Source organism: Burkholderia sp. SJZ089, from assembly GCF_007828315.1.
Classification (GTDB): domain Bacteria; phylum Pseudomonadota; class Gammaproteobacteria; order Burkholderiales; family Burkholderiaceae; genus Burkholderia; species Burkholderia gladioli.
The window spans coordinates 21,793-41,484 of the sequence record NZ_VIUM01000034.1 but is presented as its reverse complement, the minus strand read 5'-3'; the positions used below and the strand labels follow the sequence as shown (position 1 = coordinate 41,484).

The 19,692-nt window shown below is 68.7% G+C and carries 18 protein-coding genes; 7 read left to right on the top strand and 11 right to left on the bottom strand.

The features are described from left to right. Nucleotides 1–188: 188 nt before the first annotated feature. A complete protein-coding gene (acnB, locus tag FB600_RS35710) occupies nucleotides 189–2,774 on the bottom strand; it encodes a bifunctional aconitate hydratase 2/2-methylisocitrate dehydratase (protein ID WP_096748975.1) in 2,586 nt (861 codons plus the stop codon). Between the two features lie 352 nt (nucleotides 2,775–3,126). On the opposite strand from acnB, the gene FB600_RS35705 reads away from it, so the two are divergent. After that, nucleotides 3,127–3,969 (top strand): M24 family metallopeptidase, encoded by an 843-nt coding sequence (locus FB600_RS35705; RefSeq protein WP_098154082.1) that lies wholly within the window; start codon nucleotides 3,127–3,129, stop codon nucleotides 3,967–3,969. Here the strand turns inward: FB600_RS35705 and FB600_RS35700 are convergent. Then, nucleotides 3,938–4,918, bottom strand: coding sequence for a LysR substrate-binding domain-containing protein (locus FB600_RS35700; RefSeq protein WP_145758204.1), 981 nt, complete (start codon nucleotides 4,916–4,918; stop codon nucleotides 3,938–3,940). The two genes, FB600_RS35705 and FB600_RS35700, sit on opposite strands and share 32 nt — an antisense overlap. 244 nt (nucleotides 4,919–5,162) lie before the next feature. Here FB600_RS35700 and FB600_RS35695 point away from each other — a divergent pair, with 244 nt between their 5' ends. Further along, nucleotides 5,163–6,074, top strand: coding sequence for a LysR family transcriptional regulator (locus FB600_RS35695; protein ID WP_098154080.1), 912 nt, complete (start codon nucleotides 5,163–5,165; stop codon nucleotides 6,072–6,074). Between the two features lie 213 nt (nucleotides 6,075–6,287). Here FB600_RS35695 and FB600_RS37445 read toward each other — a convergent pair whose 3' ends face one another. The 6 genes from FB600_RS37445 to FB600_RS35670 form a co-directional block, all read right to left on the bottom strand. Beyond that, on the bottom strand, nucleotides 6,288–6,449 hold the full coding sequence (locus FB600_RS37445) for a hypothetical protein (RefSeq protein ID WP_164467535.1): 162 nt from the start codon (nucleotides 6,447–6,449) through the stop codon (nucleotides 6,288–6,290). Then, a complete protein-coding gene (locus FB600_RS35690; protein ID WP_145758205.1) occupies nucleotides 6,446–8,086 on the bottom strand; it encodes a methyl-accepting chemotaxis protein in 1,641 nt (546 codons plus the stop codon). The genes FB600_RS37445 and FB600_RS35690 overlap by 4 nt, the downstream gene beginning before the upstream one ends. 514 nt (nucleotides 8,087–8,600) lie before the next feature. Then, entirely contained in the window at nucleotides 8,601–9,368 is a 768-nt protein-coding gene (locus FB600_RS35685) for an ABC transporter permease (protein ID WP_098180869.1), read from the bottom strand. Then, nucleotides 9,365–10,303, bottom strand: a complete 939-nt coding sequence (locus FB600_RS35680; protein WP_036051665.1) for an ABC transporter ATP-binding protein — start codon at nucleotides 10,301–10,303, stop codon at nucleotides 9,365–9,367. Before FB600_RS35680 ends, FB600_RS35685 begins: the two co-directional genes overlap by 4 nt. After that, nucleotides 10,300–11,496 carry an ABC transporter permease gene (locus FB600_RS35675; RefSeq protein WP_103691297.1) on the bottom strand — a complete coding sequence of 399 codons (1,197 nt, stop codon included), beginning with the start codon at nucleotides 11,494–11,496 and terminating at the stop codon, nucleotides 10,300–10,302. Before FB600_RS35675 ends, FB600_RS35680 begins: the two co-directional genes overlap by 4 nt. After that, nucleotides 11,493–12,443 (bottom strand): ABC transporter substrate-binding protein, encoded by a 951-nt coding sequence (locus tag FB600_RS35670; RefSeq protein ID WP_098180866.1) that lies wholly within the window; start codon nucleotides 12,441–12,443, stop codon nucleotides 11,493–11,495. The genes FB600_RS35675 and FB600_RS35670 overlap by 4 nt, the downstream gene beginning before the upstream one ends. A gap of 418 nt (nucleotides 12,444–12,861) precedes the next feature. Here FB600_RS35670 and FB600_RS35665 point away from each other — a divergent pair, with 418 nt between their 5' ends. After that, nucleotides 12,862–13,056: a DUF3562 domain-containing protein gene (locus FB600_RS35665; RefSeq protein ID WP_025098794.1), complete on the top strand. Its 195-nt coding sequence runs from the start codon at nucleotides 12,862–12,864 to the stop codon at nucleotides 13,054–13,056. Between the two features lie 178 nt (nucleotides 13,057–13,234). On the opposite strand, the gene FB600_RS35660 is transcribed toward FB600_RS35665, so the two are convergent. Further along, a complete protein-coding gene (locus FB600_RS35660) occupies nucleotides 13,235–13,873 on the bottom strand; it encodes a LysE family translocator (RefSeq protein WP_096748967.1) in 639 nt (212 codons plus the stop codon). Nucleotides 13,874–13,966: 93 nt separating this feature from the next. Continuing rightward, nucleotides 13,967–14,941: a sensor domain-containing diguanylate cyclase gene (locus tag FB600_RS35655; RefSeq protein WP_098154076.1), complete on the bottom strand. Its 975-nt coding sequence runs from the start codon at nucleotides 14,939–14,941 to the stop codon at nucleotides 13,967–13,969. A 398-nt stretch (nucleotides 14,942–15,339) separates the two neighbouring features. Here FB600_RS35655 and FB600_RS35650 point away from each other — a divergent pair, with 398 nt between their 5' ends. The 3 genes from FB600_RS35650 (at nucleotide 15,340) to FB600_RS35640 (ending at nucleotide 18,237) form a co-directional block, all read left to right on the top strand. Then, a complete protein-coding gene (locus tag FB600_RS35650) occupies nucleotides 15,340–15,540 on the top strand; it encodes a hypothetical protein (RefSeq protein ID WP_098154075.1) in 201 nt (66 codons plus the stop codon). Nucleotides 15,541–15,578: 38 nt separating this feature from the next. Next, complete coding sequence (locus FB600_RS35645; protein WP_098180865.1) at nucleotides 15,579–17,708, top strand: phosphocholine-specific phospholipase C; 2,130 nt, start codon at nucleotides 15,579–15,581, stop codon at nucleotides 17,706–17,708. Between the two features lie 310 nt (nucleotides 17,709–18,018). Further along, nucleotides 18,019–18,237 (top strand): hypothetical protein, encoded by a 219-nt coding sequence (locus tag FB600_RS35640; protein WP_013697934.1) that lies wholly within the window; start codon nucleotides 18,019–18,021, stop codon nucleotides 18,235–18,237. 113 nt (nucleotides 18,238–18,350) lie between these two features. Here FB600_RS35640 and FB600_RS35635 read toward each other — a convergent pair whose 3' ends face one another. Continuing rightward, on the bottom strand, nucleotides 18,351–18,779 hold the full coding sequence (locus tag FB600_RS35635; protein ID WP_145758206.1) for a CBS domain-containing protein: 429 nt from the start codon (nucleotides 18,777–18,779) through the stop codon (nucleotides 18,351–18,353). Between the two features lie 152 nt (nucleotides 18,780–18,931). Here FB600_RS35635 and FB600_RS35630 point away from each other — a divergent pair, with 152 nt between their 5' ends. Next, the gene (locus tag FB600_RS35630) at nucleotides 18,932–19,483 is read left to right on the top strand and encodes a hypothetical protein (RefSeq protein WP_098180864.1); all 552 of its coding nucleotides are present in this window, start codon (nucleotides 18,932–18,934) and stop codon (nucleotides 19,481–19,483) included. Nucleotides 19,484–19,692 lie beyond the last annotated feature (209 nt).

Below are 19,692 nucleotides of genomic sequence, written 5' to 3'. Positions count from 1 at the left end.
CAGGCTGTAGTCGCGCTGCGTCCGCTTGATCCCTTGCCCCACTTGCCACCTCTTCGATTCGTCGAAAAAGTGTCAACCTATTTCAGGACGGGTCAACCGCACAAAAAAAGGCGCCGCGGGCAGTGAGCCCGCGGCGCCTTTTTCACCTCGCGACAGCGCCAACCTCACGCCGCACGCGATTCACCCATTCAGGCCTTGACCGTATCGGCCACGTCCTTGAAGTCGGCGATCTGGTCGAAGTTCATGTACTTGTAGATCTGGTCGCCATTGGCGTTGAGCACGCCCATGTCGGCCATGTACTCCTCCTTGCTCGGGATCTTGCCCAGGCGCGAGCAGATCGCCGCCAGTTCCGCCGAGCCGAGATACACGTTGGTGTTCTTGCCCAGGCGGTTCGGGAAGTTGCGGGTGGAGGTGGACATCACCGTCGCGCCCTCGCGCACCTGTGCCTGGTTGCCCATGCACAGCGAGCAGCCCGGCATTTCGGTACGCGCGCCGGCGGTGCCGAACACGCCGTAATGGCCTTCCTCGGTCAGTTGCTTCTGGTCCATCTTGGTCGGCGGCGCCACCCACAGCTTGACGGGGATGTCGCGCTTGCCTTCCAGCAGCTTCGAGGCGGCACGGAAGTGACCGATGTTGGTCATGCACGAGCCGATGAACACTTCGTCGATCTTGGCGCCGGCCACGTCCGACAGCGTCTTCACGTCGTCCGGATCGTTCGGGCAGGCCACGATCGGCTCGTGGATGTCGGCCAGGTCGATCTCGATGACGGCGGCGTATTCCGCGTCGGCATCCGGGGCCAGCAGCTGCGGGTCGGCCAGCCACTGCTCCATCGCCGCGATCCGGCGCTGCAGGCTGCGCGGATCCTGGTAGCCCTCGGCGATCATCCACTTCAGCAGCGTGACGTTGCTGTTGAGGTACTCGATGATCGGCGCCTTGTTCAGGTGCACCGTGCAGCCGGCGGCCGAGCGCTCGGCCGAAGCGTCCGACAGCTCGAAGGCTTGCTCGACCTTCAGGTCCGGCAGGCCTTCGATCTCGAGGATGCGGCCCGAGAAGATGTTCTTCTTGCCCTGCTTGGCCACCGTCAGCATGCCCTGCTTGATGGCGTACAGCGGGATCGCGTTGACCAGGTCGCGCAGCGTCACGCCCGGCTGCATCTTGCCCTTGAAGCGGACCAGCACCGATTCCGGCATGTCCAGCGGCATGGTGCCGGTGGCGGCCGCGAAGGCGACCAGGCCCGAACCGGCCGGGAAGCTGATGCCGATCGGGAAGCGCGTGTGCGAATCGCCGCCGGTGCCGACCGTGTCGGGCAGCAGCATGCGGTTCAGCCAGGAGTGGATCACGCCGTCGCCCGGGCGCAGCGCGATGCCGCCGCGGGTGCTGATGAAGTTCGGCAGGGTCTGGTGGGTCTTCACGTCCACCGGCTTCGGATAAGCGGCCGTGTGGCAGAACGACTGCATCACCAGGTCGGCCGAGAAGCCCAGGCAGGCCAGGTCCTTCAGCTCGTCGCGCGTCATCGGGCCGGTGGTGTCCTGCGAGCCCACCGAGGTCATCTTCGGTTCGCAGTAGGTGCCCGGGCGCACGCCCTGGCCTTCCGGCAGGCCGCAGGCGCGGCCGACCATCTTCTGCGCGAGCGAGAAGCCGCGACCGCTGTCGGCCGGCTGCTGCGGCAGGCGGAACAGCGTCGACGGGGCCAGGCCCAGCGCCTCGCGCGCCTTGGTGGTCAGGCCGCGTCCGATGATCAGCGGAATCCGGCCGCCGGCGCGAACTTCGTCGAACAGCACTTCGGACTTGACCTGGAATTCGGCGATCACTTCGCCGTTCTTCAAGGCCTTGCCTTCATAGGGGCGCAGCTCGACCACGTCGCCCATTTCCATCTTCGAGACGTCGAGCTCGATCGGCAGCGCGCCGGCATCTTCCATGGTGTTGTAGAAGATCGGGGCGATCTTGCTGCCCAGGCACACGCCGCCGAAGCGCTTGTTCGGGACGTAGGGGATGTCCTCGCCGGTGAACCACAGCACCGAGTTGGTGGCCGACTTGCGCGAGGAGCCGGTGCCGACCACGTCGCCCACGTAGGCAACCAGGTGGCCCTTTTCCTTCAGCGATTCGATGAACTTGACCGGGCCGCGCTTGCCGTCCTCTTCCGGCGTGATGCCGGGGCGGGCGTTCTTCAGCATCGCCAGCGCGTGCATCGGGATGTCGGGGCGGGTGGTGGCGTCCGGGGCCGGCGAGAGATCGTCGGTATTGGTTTCGCCGGTCACCTTGAAGACCGTGATGGTCAGGCTCTGCGGCACTTCCGGGCGGCTGGTGAACCATTCGGCGTCGGCCCAGCTCTGCAGCACGGCCTTGGCGTGCACGTTGCCCTGGTCGGCCAGTTCCTTGACGTCATGGAACTGGTCGAACATCAGCAGGGTTTTCTTCAGCGCGTCAGCGGCCACGGCGGCGACCGCCTCGTCGGACAGCAGCTCGATCAGCGGCTGGATGTTGTAGCCGCCCAGCATGGTGCCGAGCAGTTCGGTGGCGTGCGCGCGAGAGATCAGCGGGCTGGCGGTCTCGCCCTTGGCGACGGCGGCCAGGAAGCCGGCCTTCACGCGCGCGGCTTCGTCCACGCCGGCAGGCACGCGATGGGTGATCAGCTCGAGCAGGGTCTGCTCTTCGCCGGCCGGCGGGTTGGTCAGCAGTTCCACCAGTTCGGCGGTTTGCTGAGCCGTCAGCGGCAGGGGGGGAATACCGAGCGCGGCGCGGGCGGCCACGTGAGCGCGATAGTTTTCAAGCATGGGGGAACCTGCTGGCATTGTGTTTCAGGGGAAGGCGCGTCAGACGCCCCGAGAACTGCCCCGGGCACGGCTTCGGACGGCATTTTAATCGTCGCATGAGGGGGTGTCAAACATCTTATATCTTATATAAGAGTTGGAAATCGGCGCGCGCAGAGGCCGGCCATTCGGCGCGATGCCGGCAGGGCACGGCGAAAATCTCTCACATCAGATGTGAAAACCTATCGTTGGACGAGGGGACGCTCGAAATCCAATACTTCCTCCATGTCGACGCGATGGATCAACTGCTCGACACGAGGTTGCGATCCGCTTGGAGATCGCAACGTGCGTTCAACCGGAAAAGCAGGATAGGAACATGAGCCACGATGTCGATTACAACAGGATTTCCATCAAGACTCCTGAGGAAATCGCGATGCTGCGCGCCGCGGGTCGCATTGCTGCCCAGGTCCTGCAGGATCTCACGCCGCATATCCAGCCTGGCGTGAGCTCGCGCCGGATCAACGACCTGGCCTACGACCTGATCGTCAACAAGTACCACGCGGAAATCGATCGGGAGGATCTCGCCGGCTACGATTCGAGCCAGTACGCCTGCATCTCGATCGCGCATAACGAGAATGCCTTCAGCGGCGAACCGAGCGACTTGCCCCTGAAGAAGGGCGATCTGTTCGGCGTCGACGTCAGCATCAAGAAGGAAGGGTGGTGCGGCGACACCCAGCGCATGTGGATCGTCGGCGAGGAGACCAGCGCCGAGGCGCGCCTGTTGATGGCCGTCGGGTACCAGGCCATGTGCCTGGGCATCAGCCTGGTCCGCCCCGGCGCGAAGGTGCAGGATATCGCCCGCCGCGTGCAGGCCTATGTCGAGTCGTTCGGGTTCTCGATGCTGCGCGTGCCGAGCGGAACGGGGCATTCGATCGGCCAGGTCCACGCGGACGGATGGCTGATTCCCTACTACGACTCGTCCATCAACGAAGGGCGGGTGCTGGAGAAGGGCATGGTGATCACGGTCGAGCCGTTCATCTGCGCGGGATCCGGTGCGGGCATCCGCCTGAACAACGTCACGCGTTCGGCACAGACCGCCGACAAGTCGCTGGCCGTCTACTGGGAGCACGTGGTCGCGGTCACCGAATCCGGCTGCGAAGTGCTGGATCTGCGCGACGGCGAGGACATCACGTTCTACGACGCGCGGCTTCGCGCCTGAGGCGCGGCGTGCCCGGCATATCCGTCGGATCATCTTGCGGTGGCGGTGACGCTCGCCCCGTCTGCTGGATCATGTCCTCCAGCCAGGCGACGAACTGCAGGATCGCGGCCTGTTTGCGCGTGTCCTCGCGCCAGCACAGATGGTAGTCGAGATGGGAGGGGATCCGGGTGTGCCCGACCTGCACCAGTTTTCCCTCCCGCAGGTAAGGATGGATCAAGCGCTCCCGCAGCATGGCGACACCCTGGCCCGCGAGGGCGGCATGCAGCAGCGATGCCGCATCGTCGAACATCGGACCCGATTCGGGCGCGACGGCATCGAGACCGGCGGCAAGAAAAAATTCCTGCCACGAGCGACCGGAGAAGCGCAGCAGCGGAACGCGAACCAGGTCGATGGCCGTCGCCAATGGCGGGTGCCGGTCGAGGAACCCCGGCGTGCAGACTGCGATCACCCGATCCTCCAGCAGTTTCCGCGACTGGAATCCATGTCGATCGACGCTCTTGTGCCAGATGCCGATATCGGCTTCCTGCGCGTCCGAAGCATCGCGGGTATGGCGCACCGAGATCGAGAGATCGAGATGCGGGTGCCGGCCGTGGAAGGCCTCGAGCGAGGGGATCAGCCACGCGGTCGCGAAGTCGGCCATGACGCTGAGCTTGAGCGACAGACGCCGCGGCCGGTCGGCCTGTCTTGCCTCCTGCAGTGCCGATTCGATATCGGTCAGCCCCCGGCGCACTCGCTCGGCCAGCCGCGTACAGGCGGTGCTCGGAATCATCCGCGACTGCGTGCGCGTAAACAGTGCCGTCTCCAGCATCGATTCGACCTGCCGGATCTGATGGCTGATCGCGCTGTGCGTCAGGCAGAGTTCGTTGGCGGCGGCGGTGAAGCTGTGGCAGCGTTCGGCCGTTTCGAGCGCGCGCAGCGCGGCGAGATTCAGGCGGATTCGTTCGGTCATGGGGAGCCTGGAGCGAGTTGGGGCATGGTGGGCGTGCGTGCTGTTCCTCGGAAATCCCGATCCGCCCGCATCGACTGCTGCATGATGGCGTCCATGCTAGGAAGCCGGCTCGGCCATGGCAAATTCATACTTTTGATGGCCTGATATATATTTCATCAATATCGCCAGGCTCGATCCGATGCCGCGCTCGGGCCTTCGAGGCAAGGCCGTTGCGGCGCAGCCAGGCCCTTCGAGGTTTCCGCCCGTGAGCACATCCATCACCCTGCGCCAGATCGAATACTTCGTGTCCGTCGCCGACACCGGGCAGATTTCCCAGTCGGCGAACCTTTGCGCGGTGTCCCAATCGTCGATGACGATCGCCTTGAAAAAGCTCGAGGACGCGGTGGGCACGGCCCTGCTCCAGCGTCATTCCAGAGGGGTTCGGCTCACCCAGGCGGGCGAGCGCTTTCTGCGTCATGTGCAGCACGCGGCGATATCGGTCGATCGCGCCGTCGCGGCGGCGCAGGACGTGCCCGAGCAGGTCGCGGGGCAGGTTCGCATCGGCGTGACCGAAACCATCTCGGCCTACCTGATGCCCTCGCTGATGTCGGCCGTCGCCGAGCGTTACGGCAAGCTGAGCGTGAGCATCGTCGAAAGCGAGCGGGAAACCATCGAGGCGATGCTGGCCGACGATCGCCTCGATATCGCGCTGCTGCTGGTATCGAACACGGCGGAAGTCGAGGGCCTGAGGTACGAGACGATCCTTCGCTACGCCCGCCGCCTGTGGACCCGTCCCGATCATCCGCTGCAGGAGGCGCCGCGCGTCACGCTCGAGGATGTCGCGCGCGAGGACTACCTGCTGCTGGACATGGACGAGCATCTGCGCACGGTGGGCAGGTACTGGGGAAGCTACGGTATCGCGCCCAGGGTCCGGATGCAGAGCCGATCGATCGAAGCGGTCAGGAGCCTGGTCGCGCTCGGGCACGGCGTCACGATCCTGTCGGACCTGGTTTATCGCCCCTGGTCGCTGGAGGGCAATCGGATCAGCCGCCGCGAGCTGAGCGTGACGGTGCCGACCATGGATGTCGGCGCGGTCTGGCGGCGAGCAGGGAGCATGTCGACGCCCTGTCGAGCCTTGCTCGATCTGTTCCGGTCGTGGCGAAAAACGGCACCGTAATGGCGGCCCGGCCCGGCTGAGCGCCGTCGGCATCGTCACGTTCGGGCGCTTGCGCCAGCACGAAAAAAAGGCGGCTGCCCCGGGCCGCGTGCCATCACGCCGCTCGGGGCAAGCCGCCCGCAACGCATCGGAACGAAGATGGCCTTCTCGTTCCGACGCCGCGAACCGCTGCCGGCCGGGGCTGACGCCCGACCTTGCGCCGGCAGCGGCTCCTCAGAGCGCACGCGGCATCGGCCGCCGCTCGCGCGGCGCGCGCCAGCGCGCGTGCCGCAGGCAGTGGTGCAGCGCATCGCCGCGCCGTGCCAGGCCGCGTCGCCGGGCGCCGCGCGCGGCCGGGCTCGCGCCGTCGCGAAACAGGCAGGGCGCGGGGCTCATGCCGGCACCATGCGCCAGTTGGCGCGGCCCGGCCGGCGCTCGCCGCCGTCGAGGCCATCGATGCCGCTCGCCCGCTCCTGCGCGATGCGGAAGGTCGCCACCGTCTCGTCGAGCTGCCGACCCTGGGTCTCGAGCGACTTCGAGGCGGCCGCGGCCTGCTCGACCAGGGCCGCGTTCTGCTGGGTGGTCTCGTCCATCTGGGTGATGGTCAGGTTGACCTGGTCGATGCCGCGGCTCTGCTCGGAGGAGGCGGCGGCGATCTCGCCCATGATGTCGGTCACGCGCGCCACCGCCTGGGTCACCTCGTTCATGGTCCTGCCGGCCTCGTCGGCGAGCACCGCGCCGTCCTGCACGGTCTGCACCGAGGCCGTGATCAGCTCCTTGATCTCCTTGGCCGCGCCCGAGGAGCGCTGGGCCAGCGCGCGCACCTCGCTGGCCACCACCGCGAAGCCGCGACCCTGTTCGCCGGCGCGCGCCGCCTCGACCGCCGCGTTGAGCGCGAGGATATTGGTCTGGAACGCGATGCCCTCGATCATGCCGGTGATCTCGGCGATCTTCGAGGAGCGCTCGCCCAGGTCGTTCATGGTGTGGACCACGCGCCTCACCGCGTGGCTGCCGCGCTGCGCGACCTCGGAGGCGCTGCTGGCCAGCGTGCTGGCCTGCTGGGCGTTTTCCGCGTTCAGGCGCACGGTCGAGGTGAACTGCTCCATGGTGGCCGCGGTTTCCTGCAGCGAGGCCGCCTGTTCCTCGGTGCGCTGGCTCAGGTCGACGTTGCCGGCGGCGATCTCGCCCACCGCCAGCGCGATGCCCGAGCTGCCCTCGCGCACGCGGCTGACGATGCCGGCCAGGCGCGTGTTCATGGTGTCGAGCGCGTCGAGCAGGTCGCGCGTCTCGTCGTGGCCGCGCACCTCGATGTGGCTGGTCAGGTCGCCGTCGGCGACGGTGCGCGCCACGCGCACCGCCTCGGACAGCGGCCGCGTGATCGAGCGGGTGATCGCCACCCCGGCCAGCGCGGCCAGCGCGACGGCCGCCGCGCAGATCCCCAGCATCAGGTTGCGCGCGGTGTCGTAGCGTTCCACGCCGGCCTGCGCGAGCGCGCTCTCGCGTTCGCGCGTGTAGCTCGCGTAGGCGTCGGTGGCGCGCACCAGCTCGGCCAGCAGCGGCCGGCACTTGTCGTCGATCGCGGCGATCGCGTCCTCGCGCTGGCCGGCCAGCGCCTGCTGGACGATCGCCAGCGCCACCGGCCCGTAGCGGCTCTCGACGTTGGCGATGTCGGCGGCGAGCTGGCGCGCCTCGGGCGTGGTGTCGCTCGCGCTGGCGAGCATCGACTGGAGCTGGGCCAGGTAGCGCTGCACGTCGGCATGCGCGCGCTCGACGTCGGCTTTTTCCAGGGCGATATCGTCGGGCTTGGTCACCAATACCAGGTTACGCGCCGCGATCGCGCGCCGGTCGACCGCCATGCGGATCTGCGCCGCGGTATTGGCGCGCGCGTTCACGCCGGCCGTGTAGCGGGTGAAGGCGAGATTGGCGTCCGAGAGCGCATGCAGCGCGAATGCCGAGACGCCCACCACGATCGCCGCGAGTATGCCGAAACCGCCGAGCAGTTTATGTTTGATGCCCAGCCTGAGAATTTTCATGGTGGCCTCTTCAATTGGGGTTCGAGACGAAAACGGGCGTGACGAGTGCCTGTCGTAATCGCGTTAACGGGACATTTGTTTTTTTCTTTACCTTCCGGAACCCGAATAGTGTTGACCCCGATCATGAGAATCGAGAGGCGATAATAAATAGCTTATTCATAGGCGAAAGTGCTTGTTGGTAGCGGAATTCAAGGATGCTTTCTGGGATATTGCAAGTATGGAAAGGCAGGAGATTTCGCGAGGATGATCAGTCAATCGTTTGCGCGCCAATTTTCATACGAGACATTTCATTCCCGTATTTCAGGTAGTAACGGATGAATATCGGAATCGAAAGCATTTCGGAAAATCGATAGGAGAATATGGAAGGCGCCATCGTTTATTCATGGATGAAACGATCGATTGGTTTTTGCGGGGAAATCGGCGGATTGGCACGCGGCGCGAATCGTTCCTGGCGAATGCCGCGGCCTTGCCTCGATCGTGCCGGCGCCGAATGGCGCGGCGCGCGGCGGCTGGATCAGCCGCGCGTCGTCCGTGCGCCTGCCGCACCCTGGGCGGGCGCAAGCCACCGGCCGGCGAAGCCGAGCGCGTCGTAGACCAGCACCGCCAGCAGCGCCACGATCACGCCGCCTTGCAGCACGAAGGCGGTGTTCGAGGTCTGCAGGCCGGCGATGATCACGTCGCCGAGCCCCTTGGCGGCCACCGTCGAGCCGATCGTCGCGGTGCCGAGGTTGATCACCACGGCCAGCCGCACGCCGTTGAGGATGACCGGCGCGGCCAGCGGCAGCTCGATCGACAGTAGCCGCTGCCGCTCGCTCATGCCCATGCCGCGCGCGGCCTCGAGGGTGGCGGGCGCGATCGAGCCCAGGCCGGCGAGGGTGCTCTCGAACACCGGCAGCAGGCCGTAGAGCGTCAGCGCGAGCAGCACCGGCTTGGCGCCGAAGCCGACCGCCGGCACCGCCAGCGCGAGCACCGCCACCGGCGGGAAGGTCTGGCCGAGGTTGGCGATGCTGCGCGCCACCGGCAGGAAATCGGCGCCGGCCGGGCGCGTCACGGCGATCCCGGCCAGCATCGCCAGCGCCGAGCCGATCAGGCTGGAGGCGGCCACGATCGCCAGGTGGGAGAGGGTGAGATCGACCAGGCTCGCGCGGTCGTAGATGGCCGGCGCGCCGTGCTCGGCGAGCGGCGCGAACAGCGGCTGCAGCCAGTCGGGCCGCCCGATCAGCACCAGCAGGGCGGCCAGCGCGGCGAACCGCGCCAGGGCGGGGAAGGCGCGGCCGCTCATGCGCCGCTGCGCGCGTGCGCCACCAGCGCCGCGAGCGTGATGCGCCGCGCCGGCTCGCCGGGCGGCGCCGTTACCGGCAGCGCGTCGGCGCCGCGCCAGAGCAGCTCGGACAAGGCATCGCGCAGCGAGCTCGCGCCGTCGACCGGCGCGCCGCTGGCCTGGCCCGGCTCGGCCAGGCGCGCCACCGGCGTCAAGGCCAGCAGCCGCAGCGGCCGTTCCGCGCCGGCCACCAGGCGCTCGACGAAACCCGGCGCGGGGCGTGCCAGCAGCTGCGCCGGCGGAGCCGCCTGCAGCAGCTTGCCGCCGTCCATCACGGCGATCTGGTCGCCCAGCCGCAGCGCCTCGTCGATGTCGTGCGTGACCAGCACCACGGTGACCTTCAGGCGCCGCTGCAGGGCCGCCAGGTCGTCCTGGGCCTTGCCGCGGATCAGCGGGTCGAGCGCGCCGAACGGCTCGTCCATCAGCAGGATGGCCGGTTCGGCGGCCAGCGCGCGCGCCACGCCGACGCGCTGCTGCTGCCCGCCCGAGAGCTGGTGCGGCAGCTTGTGGCGATACACCGAGGGATCGAGGTCGAACAGGTGCAGCAGTTCGTCGACGCGCTCGGCGATGCGTGACTTCGACCAGCCGGCCAGGGTCGGCACGGTGGCGATATTGCGCGCCACGCTCCAGTGCGGGAACAGCCCGTGGCCCTGGATCACGTAGCCGATGCCGCGCCGCAGCGTCTCGCCGCGCAGCGTGGCGGTGTCGACGCCGTCGATGCGGATGGTGCCGGCGCTCGGCTCGATCAGGCGGTTGATCATGCGCAGCAGGGTGGACTTGCCGCTGCCCGAGGCGCCCACCAGGGCGGTGACGGTGCCGGGCGCGATCTCGAGCGAGACCTGGTCCACCGCGAGCAGGGAGCCGAAGCGGCGGCTCACGCCTTCGATTTCGATCATGCCGGGTTCCGTTGCGTCAGTTGTGTCAGTTGGATCGCGGCGTCGAACAGCACCGAGATCACGAAGGCCAGCGCGATGGTGGGCAGCGCGCCGAGCAGCACCAGGTCGGTGGCGGCCTGGCCGAGCCCCTGGAAGATGAAGGTGCCGAAGCCGCCGCCGCCGATCAGCGCGGCCACCGCGGCGAGTCCGACGTTCTGCACCAGCACGATGCGCAGCCCGGCCAGGATCACCGGCAGGGCCAGCGCCAGCTCGATGTCGAGCACGCGCTGGCGGCGCGTCATGCCCATTGCCGCGGCCGCCTCCACCACGCCGGGATCGACGCGATCGATGCCGACCACCACGCTCGAGACGATCGGCAGCAGCGCGTAGAGGAACAGCGCGACCAGGGCCGGGGCCGGGCCGATGCCGCTGATGCCGAGCGCGGCGGCCAGCGGCAGGTGGGCGGCCAGCAGGCCGAGCGGCACCATCAGGATGCCGAACAGGGCGATGCTGGGGATGGTCTGGACCACGTTGAGCACCGGCATCAGGGTGGCGCGCCAGGCCGGCCGGTGCGCGCAGCCGATGCCCAGCGGCAGCGCCACCGCGAAGGCGGCGAAGGTCGAGCCGGCCACCAGTTCGAGATGGCGCAGCGCCTCGGTCCAGAAGGTATCGGCGCGCACCGCGTATTCCTGCATCACCGACAGGCCGTCCCAGATGCCGCTGGCCAGCGCCGCGCCCACCGCCGCCAGCGCGACCACCAGGGCCAGCACGCGCCGCGCGGGCGACAGGCCGAGCCGCGCCAGCGCGTCGGCGATCAGCACCGCGAAGGCGAACAGCAGCAGCCAGGCGCCGGCGGCCGGCGAGATCCGCGCGATCGCGGCCGAATCGGCATCCACCAGCCGCGCGGGCGCCGCGCCGAGCCAGTAGCCGAGCCAGGCCAGCGCGAGCGCGCCCGCCAGCGCGCGCCGCAGCGGCCGGCCCGGCAGCAGCGCGAAGGCGGCCGCCGCCAGCCAGCCGGCGATCGCCAGCGCCGCGAGCGTGCCGGGGAAGGCGGCGAGCACGCCGAGCCCGTGGCCGGGCACGATCCGGTTGGCGCGGAAGGTCACGAAGGGCAGGGCCAGCGCGCCGAGCACGGCCAGCATGACCAGCACGCCGATCCGGTCGAGGCGCGGGGAGGGGGCAGCGTTCGCCGCGGGCGCGGCGGCCTCGCTCATTGCACGAAGCCCTTGGCCTTGAGGTAGGTGGCGGCGACGTGCGCGGCCGGTTCACCGTTGATCTGGATCCGGCTGTTGAGCGTCTGCAGGGTCTTGAGGTCGAGGCTGGCGAATACCGGCTTGAGCCAGTCGGCGATCTGCGGATGCGCCTTCAGCACCGCCTCGCGGATCACCGGCGCGGGCGCGTAGACGGGCTGCACCTTCTTGTCGTCGTCGAGCAGCACCAGCCCCGAGGCGGCGATCGCGCCGTCGGTGCCGTAGACCATCGCCGCGTTGACGCCGTCGGTCTGCGCGGCGGCCGCGCGGATGGTGGCGGCCGTGTCGCCGCCCGAGAGCACCAGCAACTGGTCGGGCTTGAGCTTGAAGCCGTAGGTCTTCTCGAACGAGGGCAGGGCCGAGGCGCTGTTGACGAACTCGGCCGAGGCGGCCAGCTTGACCTTGCCGCCGCCGGCGATCCAGCGGCCGAACTCGCTGAAGGACTTCAGGTGCTGCTGGCCGGCCAGCGGGCCGAGCACCGCGATGCCCCAGGTGTTGTTGGCCGGCGCCGGCGCGAGCCAGACCAGGTGGTTGGCCGAGTAGTCGAGCCGCTTGGCTTCGGCGTAACCCTTGGCGGCATCCTTCCAGACCGGGTCGTCGGTCTTGTTGAAGAAGAACGCGGCGTTGCCGGTGTATTCGGGGTAGATGTCGATCTCGCCTGACGTGAGGGCGCGGCGCACGATCGGCGTGGCGCCCAGGCTGATCTTGTCGACCACGGCAAGGCCGTGCGACTTGAGCACCTGCGCGATCAGGTTGCCGAGCAGGCTGCCTTCGGTATCGATCTTCGAGGCGACGGTGATCGAGTCGGCGGCCTGGGCGTTGCCGGCGGCAAGGCCGGCGCCGAGCGTGACGACGAGCGACAGGGCGGCGGGCAAAGCCGCGACGAGGCGGCGGCGAACGGCGAAATCCATCGTGGTACGGCCTCCGGTGGGGACGGTCGGGAAACGTGGCGCGGATCGCCAAACGGCGTCCAAGGTACTTGACTGGGGCGGCTTTGGCAAACGGCACGGGGGCAGATCGCCCGCGCTCGCGCCGCGGGCGGGGGGGCTGGCGGCGGCGAGGCATGCATCGTGCGACGGCCGGAACACGGCGCGCGACGCACGCGGGATGCCTCGCTCGGGGCCGGACCGTGCGCGAGCCGCGCCGGGCCTAACGCCCGGCTTCCTGGCGCGATTCTCGGGCAATTACCGACGATGACACCGCGAAATCCATAGCGCGATTCAATTTGCGCAACGGATAGCGGCGTCGTTCAATGTGCTTCCCCGCCGTCGCCGGGCCCGTTGTCGTTATCGTCCGTCCCTCGTTCGTCCATCCCCTGGAGCGCAACACATGGCCGCGCAGATCAACGTCGAAGAGATCGTCGAATCGATCGCCTCCGAAACCCGCATGCCGAAGGAAACCGTTTCCGAACTCTACGAAAAGACGCTCGCCGAATATCGCGACGGCGCGCGCATCCTCGACTACGTCGCCCTGCTGGCCGCCAAGCGCGTGCGCGACGACCTGCGGCAGCAGAAGCGGCACTGACGGGCCTTCGCCCGTCGCCGCCACCCTGGCCATTCCTCGTCATCCATGAAGTGAAACGCGCGCCCGTCTCGACGGGCGGCGCGCGGTGGCTTGCGCGCCGGCATTTCGCGAGCCGGGCCCCGGCTTCGCGTGCCTCGGCTGCACGCGGAGCCAGGCCGGCTTGCCGCCGGCCTCGCGCTCACAGCCCTGTGCCGCGGGCGTTGAGGATCAGGCGCAGCCCCAGCGCGGCGATCGCGCCGGCGGCGAGCCGGTCGATCACGCCGCGGGCGCGCAGGTACAGTTCGCGCGGCCGGCGCGTCGAGAAGCCGAGCGCGACGATGGTGTACCAGCCCATCTCGATCGCGAACACGGCCGGCGGCAGCACCAGGTAGGTGATGAGCGGCGGATGCGCGGGCAACAGCGCCGCGAAGATGCTGCCGTACCAGATCGCCGTCTTCGGGTTGCTCAGCTGGGTGGTCAGGCCGACGCGCAAGGAGCGCAGCGGCTGGCCGCCATGCCGGGCGATATCGGCGTCGAATGCGAAGTCCCGCTTCGCGCCGCGCCAGATCTGCAGCGCCAGGTAGAGCAGGTAGAGCCCGCCCGCCACCTTCAGCCCCACATAGAGCCAGGCCACCGAACGCAGCAGGGTATAGAGGCCCGCCAGCGCGATGCCGGCGAATATCAGGCCGCCGATGCCCATGCCCAGCGCGGTGGCGAGCCCGTCGCGGCGCGACAGCCCGATCGCGTTGCGCGCCACCAGCACGAAGCTCGGCCCGGGGATCATGGCGCCCAGCATCAGCGCGGAAAGAATGGCGACGAATGAAGCGGCAAGCTGCATCGAATGACTCCCGGTGGAACGAATGAAGCGCACAAGGTGGGATTCTCACGCGAATCGACGGCAATCGGCGAGCGCGGCGCGCGGCCGGGGCGATCAGCGCGAACCGCCCGACTTGCGGCGATGCTTGTCCGCGTACATGCGCGTGTCCGATTCGGCCAGCAACTGCTCGACCGAGAGGTCCTCGCGCGGGTCGTAGTCGACATGGCCGACGCTGAAGCGGATAGCGTAATCGAGCGAGGCCTGTTCGGTGCGCGCGTCGAGATTCTCGCGCAGCCGCTCGACGATGCCGGGCGCGTCCACCTCGTGCGAGGTGATCAGCAGGGCCACGAATTCGTCGCCGCCGAGCCGGCCGACCACGTCCATCTCGCGCAGCACGGTGGTCAGCGAGCGGGCGAACAGGGTCAGCGCGCGGTCGCCCTCGGCATGGCCGTAGCGGTCGTTGATCTGCTTGAAGTCGTTGAGGTCGAAGAACAGCAGCGAGGCGCGCCGGCCGCCGCGCTTGCAGGCGTTCAGCGCGTGCCGGGCCAGCGCCTCGAAGCCGCGCCGGTTCGACAGCGAGGTCAGCGCGTCGAGCGTGGCCATCTGCACCGTCGCCACCTCGCGCTCGGCCAGCCCGGCCAGGTCGCGCAGGTGGGCGAGATCGTCGGGGTCGACCTCGCGCGAGCGCGTGTCGATCAGGCATAGCGTGCCGAGATTGGTGCCGTCGGGCAGGGCCAGCGGATGGCCCGCGTAGAAGCGGATGCCGGGCGCGCCGGTCACCAGCGGGTTGTCGGCGAAGCGCGGGTCGAGCGTGGCGTCGGGGATCACCAGCGTCTGTTGGGAGAGGATCGCGTGCGCGCAGAAAGACATGTCGCGCGAGGTCTCCCGCACATCGAGCCCGAAGCAGCTCTTGAACCACTGGCGGTTCTCGTCGACCAGCGAGACGAGGGCGATCGGCACGTCGAAGATTCGTCTCGCGAGCCGGGTGATCCGATCGAAGCGTTCCTCGTCCGGGGTGTCGAGCAACTGCAGGCTGCGTAGCTTCGCGAGCCGCGAGGCTTCGTCAGCGGGAAGGGGGGCGCTGGACATGCGATCTCGTCTCCCTGAATGTCGTGGCCGATGCGGGTGCCGATCCGCGCATGCCGCGAGCGTCTCGATGCGCGCCGGAACCCTGTCGCACATCGTAGTGCATTCGCCTCGATCCCGGAACGGGGCGGCGGGCGAAACGCCGGCGGGGTTTGTCCCGATTCGCGCGCCGGGGAATCCACCGCCGCCGTCCCGATCTGTCCCGTCCCGCTTCCGAAATACTTCCGAGAAGCCTTCCAATGTCACCCGCCGAGCCCAGCGGGGATCGGCTTGGCGGGGCCCGAACACCGCGCTGTAACAATCGGTCATTATCGTCACGCGGCGCGCGCAACGTGGGTGAGCGGTGCCGCGTCCCGGACGCGGGCCCGCGTCCGCCGGATATCATTCGACGGAGAAAACCCATGCAGACGCCGGCACTACGGCACCTGATCCTGACCGGCACGCTCGCGAGCGCGGCGCTGCTCGGCGCATGCAATGGCGACGGCACCTCGTCGGCGCCCGCCAGCCCGAACGCGCCGCCGCCCAAGGCGGCCTGCGGCAACGGCGCGGTCGCGACCGCCCAGCTGCATTGCCCGCCCGGCTTCACGGCGCCGAAATCCTGAGCGCCGCACCACGACGACCGACATCATCAGGACCCCACATGGTCACCCAATCCCGACGCGATTTCCTGAAGTTCTCCGCCAGCCTGGCGGGCGCCACCGCCGCCACCACGCTGTTGCCCGAATCGATCCGCAAGGCCCTGGCCATCGAGCCGGCCACGGTCACGGGCACCATCCAGGATGTGCAGCACATCGTGGTGTTCATGCAGGAGAACCGCTCCTTCGATCACTACCTCGGCCACCTGAGCGGCGTGCGCGGCTACAACGACCGCTTCCCGGTGACCCTGCCCAACGGCCAGCCGGTCTGGTTCCAGCCTCGCAAGGAAGATCCGACCAAGGTAATTGCGCCGTTCCGCTACGACACCACCAACCCGGCCGTGAACGCGCAGTGCATCGGCGGCCTGCCGCATACCTGGGCGACCACCCACGGCGCGATCAATCATGGCCGCGGCGACCAGTGGGCGGTGCAGAAGACCAACATGACGATGGGCTATCACGTGCGGGACGACATTCCGTTCCACTACGCGCTGGCCGATGCCTTCACCGTCTGCGATCACTACTTCTGCTCGATCCCCGGCAACACGCACCCGAACCGCATGTACCTGATGACGGGCATGGTCGATCCGCTCGCCACTGGCGGCGGCCCGCTGCTCGACAACACGGACTACATCGACAACCCGTTCGACGCGATCCAGCTCCAGCCCTTCTCGTGGACGACCTATCCCGAGCGGCTCGAGAAGGCCGGCATCTCCTGGCAGGTCTACCAGCAGGGCACCGGCTTCGACAACTTCACCGGCAACTACGGCACCAACATGCTGGCGGCGTTCCAGAACATCGTGAACGCGCCGGCCGGCTCCTCCCTGCAGCAGCGCGGCAACAGCACGCGCACGCTGGACCAGCTCAAGGCCGACGTGCAGGCCAACGCGCTGCCGCAGGTGTCCTGGCTGCTGCCGCCGGCGGCCTACTCGGAGCACCCCAAGTTCACGCCGCTGTACGGCGCGAACTACATCTCGACGATCCTCGACGCGCTGACCTCGAACCCCGAGGTGTGGAGCAAGACCGTCCTGTTCATCATGTACGACGAGAACGACGGCCTGTTCGACCACATGGTGCCGCCGCAGCCGCCGACCTTCGTCGCCAATCCGCCCGTCAACGTCGGCGCGAGCACGGTGGATATCTCGCTGGAGCGCCACAACGTGGTGACGGCCACCCAGCAGGGCACCTACACCGCCGACACGCTGCCTTACGGCCTGGGGCCGCGCGTGCCGATGTTCGTGGTCTCGCCCTGGTCGAAGGGCGGCTTCGTCAGCTCGCAGGTGTTCGATCACACCTCGGTGCTGCAATTCATCGAGCAGCGTTTCGGCGTGAAGGAAACCAATATCTCGCCGTGGCGCCGCGCGGTATGCGGCGACCTGACCTCGACGCTCGACTTCACCAAGTCGGACGCGAGCTTCCCGAGCCTGCCGAACACCGCGAACTACGTGGCCACGGCCGACCTGCAATGCGCGCTGCCGACCTCGCAGGCGGCACCGGCGGCCACCGCCGCGCCGAGCATCGCCGCGCAGGAGCCCGGCACGCGCCTGGCGCGCGCCACGCCCTACGAGCTGCACGTGAACGGCCAGCTGGGCAATGCCGGCTACACCCTCACCTTCGCCAACGGCGGCACGGCGGGCGCGCACTTCTGGGTCTACACCAACGACGCGACGGCGATGCCGCGCGCCTACACGGTCGAGGCCGGCAAGCAGCTCTCCGACACCTGGGCGCTCGACGCCGGCGGCGGCTACGTGGTGCATGTATATGGCCCGAACGGCTATTTCCGCCGCTTCATCGGCTCGGCCTCGGGCGAGGCCGCCGCGCATCCGGACCTGACGACCTGCTACGACGTGGCCAACGGCAACGTCTACGTGACGCTGGCCAACGGCGGCAGTGCCGCGATGACGGTGACGGCGGTCGACCTGGCCTATGGCCAGGCCCCGCGGACCCTGACGGTCCCGGCCGGCAAGAGCGTCGAGTCGCATTGGGACCTGTCGTGCAGCGCCTCGTGGTACGACCTGCAGTTCACGGTGGCCGACAACCCGTCCTGGCTGCGCCGCATCGCCGGCCACGTCGAAACGGGCCGGATCAGCACCACCGATCCGGCCGCCAAGGCGCCGGTGACCAAGGCGATCTGAGCCGGCACGGCGCGCTCGCCGGGCCATGGGCCGGGCGGGCCGCCTGCCGCCTCCACGGCGCGAGTCCCGCGAAGGCGGCTCGCGCCGTTTCCGTTTTTGCGACCCTCATTTCCTTCCGGCCGCCGGCGCACCTGCGTGTTGCGTGAAACCGACAGCTCGATGCAACTCCGCGTCCGGCGCGGCCTTGCGCCGCCGCACCCGGCGGGGCGGAAGGGCGGCGGCGCCAGGCAGATGCTCGTCACCCTAGGTGGAAACCCTAGGTAAAAACCCTGAGCTGAGCTAGAATGGCGCCTCAAAGGAGGATTGAGGGATGCCTCACCGTTTCGTCGTACTCGAAAAGATCGCTTTTTCGCTGGTCGTGATGTCGGCCGTTGCCTGCACCGCCTTCATCACCTACGAACGCTGCCCCGACGACGTGCGCGACGCGCTCGACGCGGGCAAGGACATGCTGGCCACCAGCGCGGCCGGTTATTCGATCGCCTGCGCCTCGGCCGATCCGAACGCCTGCATCGGCCTGCCGACCTACTGATCCCGCTTCGGGCGCCGCTTTTCAGTTCCGCTTCAGCCCCGCCTCGGTTCCGTTCCGATCCCGCCCGGTCTTCCCCGCTCGACACGTCCTGCAAGCCCGCTCGCGGCCTGGCCTCAGCGCTCCGGCTGCGAGACCCGCTCCAGCGTATTCGACACTTCCTCGCGCGAGGCGCCGCCCGCGCGCGTCGCGATATCGCCCAGCGAGAGCATGCCCACCAGCCTGCCTTGCCCGTCGACGACGGGCGTCCTGCGAATCCGCGCCTCGGCCATGCGCTGCTGGACCGTGTCGAGATCCTCGTCGTCGCGGCAGCAGACCGGCCGCCGCGTGAGCACCTCGCCGATCGCCTCGTCCAGGCCTACCTCGCCGGCCAGCGCGCGCACCGTGAGGTCGCGATCGGTCACGATGCCGACCAGCCGGCCGCGCTCGCAGACCGGTAGCGCGCCGACGTCGTAATACGCCATGTGCTGCGCCGCGTGCCGGATCGTGTCGTGCACGGCGACCGACACGACATCGCGCGACATCACCTCCCTTACCCGAATCATGGTCGAGCCTCCCGGTGGTTCCATGTGGATCGACGTCGAGCGCGCAAGCCCCGTGCCGCGCGAGGCCGGAAGGCGAGTGTGCCGCAGCCGGCACGGCCCTTGCGTCATCGAGAGCAGGGGCGCGAGGCGCCGGCTCGAACCAGGAGGACATCATGGCGATGATCGTGACAGGCAACTTCCACACCTTCAACGACGCCGAGAACGGCCGGCGCCGCCTGCTGGACCGGCAATTCCGGCGCGACGACATCTCGATCTTCTTCCTCAACCCGAGCGGCCAGCATGGGCGCTTTCCGATCGGCGGCGACGTCTATGCCGATTCGGCGGCCAGGCCGGGCGGCCGCGGCGCCATCGCCGGCACGCTGCGCGGCGTGGCGCTCGGGCTGCTGCTGGGGCTGGTCATCTACGCGATCGGGCACACGCCCTGGTGGGTGCCGGTCGCCACCACGCTGGCCGGCGCCTACGTCGGCGCGTTCGGCGGCGCGCTCTCGCGCATGCGCGGGCGGGCCGAGGAGGGCACCGGCACGCTGGCGCGCACCGAGCACGGCGTGGTGCTGGCCGCGCATGTCGACGAGGCCAATGCGGGCGCCGCCGAGGAGATCCTGCGTTCCACCGGCGCCCTGTCGGTCGAGCGTTGCGACGGCGACTGGCAGGATGGCCGCTGGCGCGATTTCGACCCGACGCGACGCCCCGACGAGGCGCCTTGAGGCGCGGGGTCGGAGCAGGGCGCCGGTCCCTGGAAGATTTGCAAACCAGGATGTAGTGGAGGCAGTGGCCACGCGAGACGCCGCCGCCTGGCGGCGTGCCGGCGCGGCATGCGATTTGCGTGATCCGTGGGAGCAGAGCGCGAGGCGCCCGCCATCCGCGGCGCCTCGCGCCGTCCCGCAACCATCGAGCCGAACGCCGGGGGCGTTGC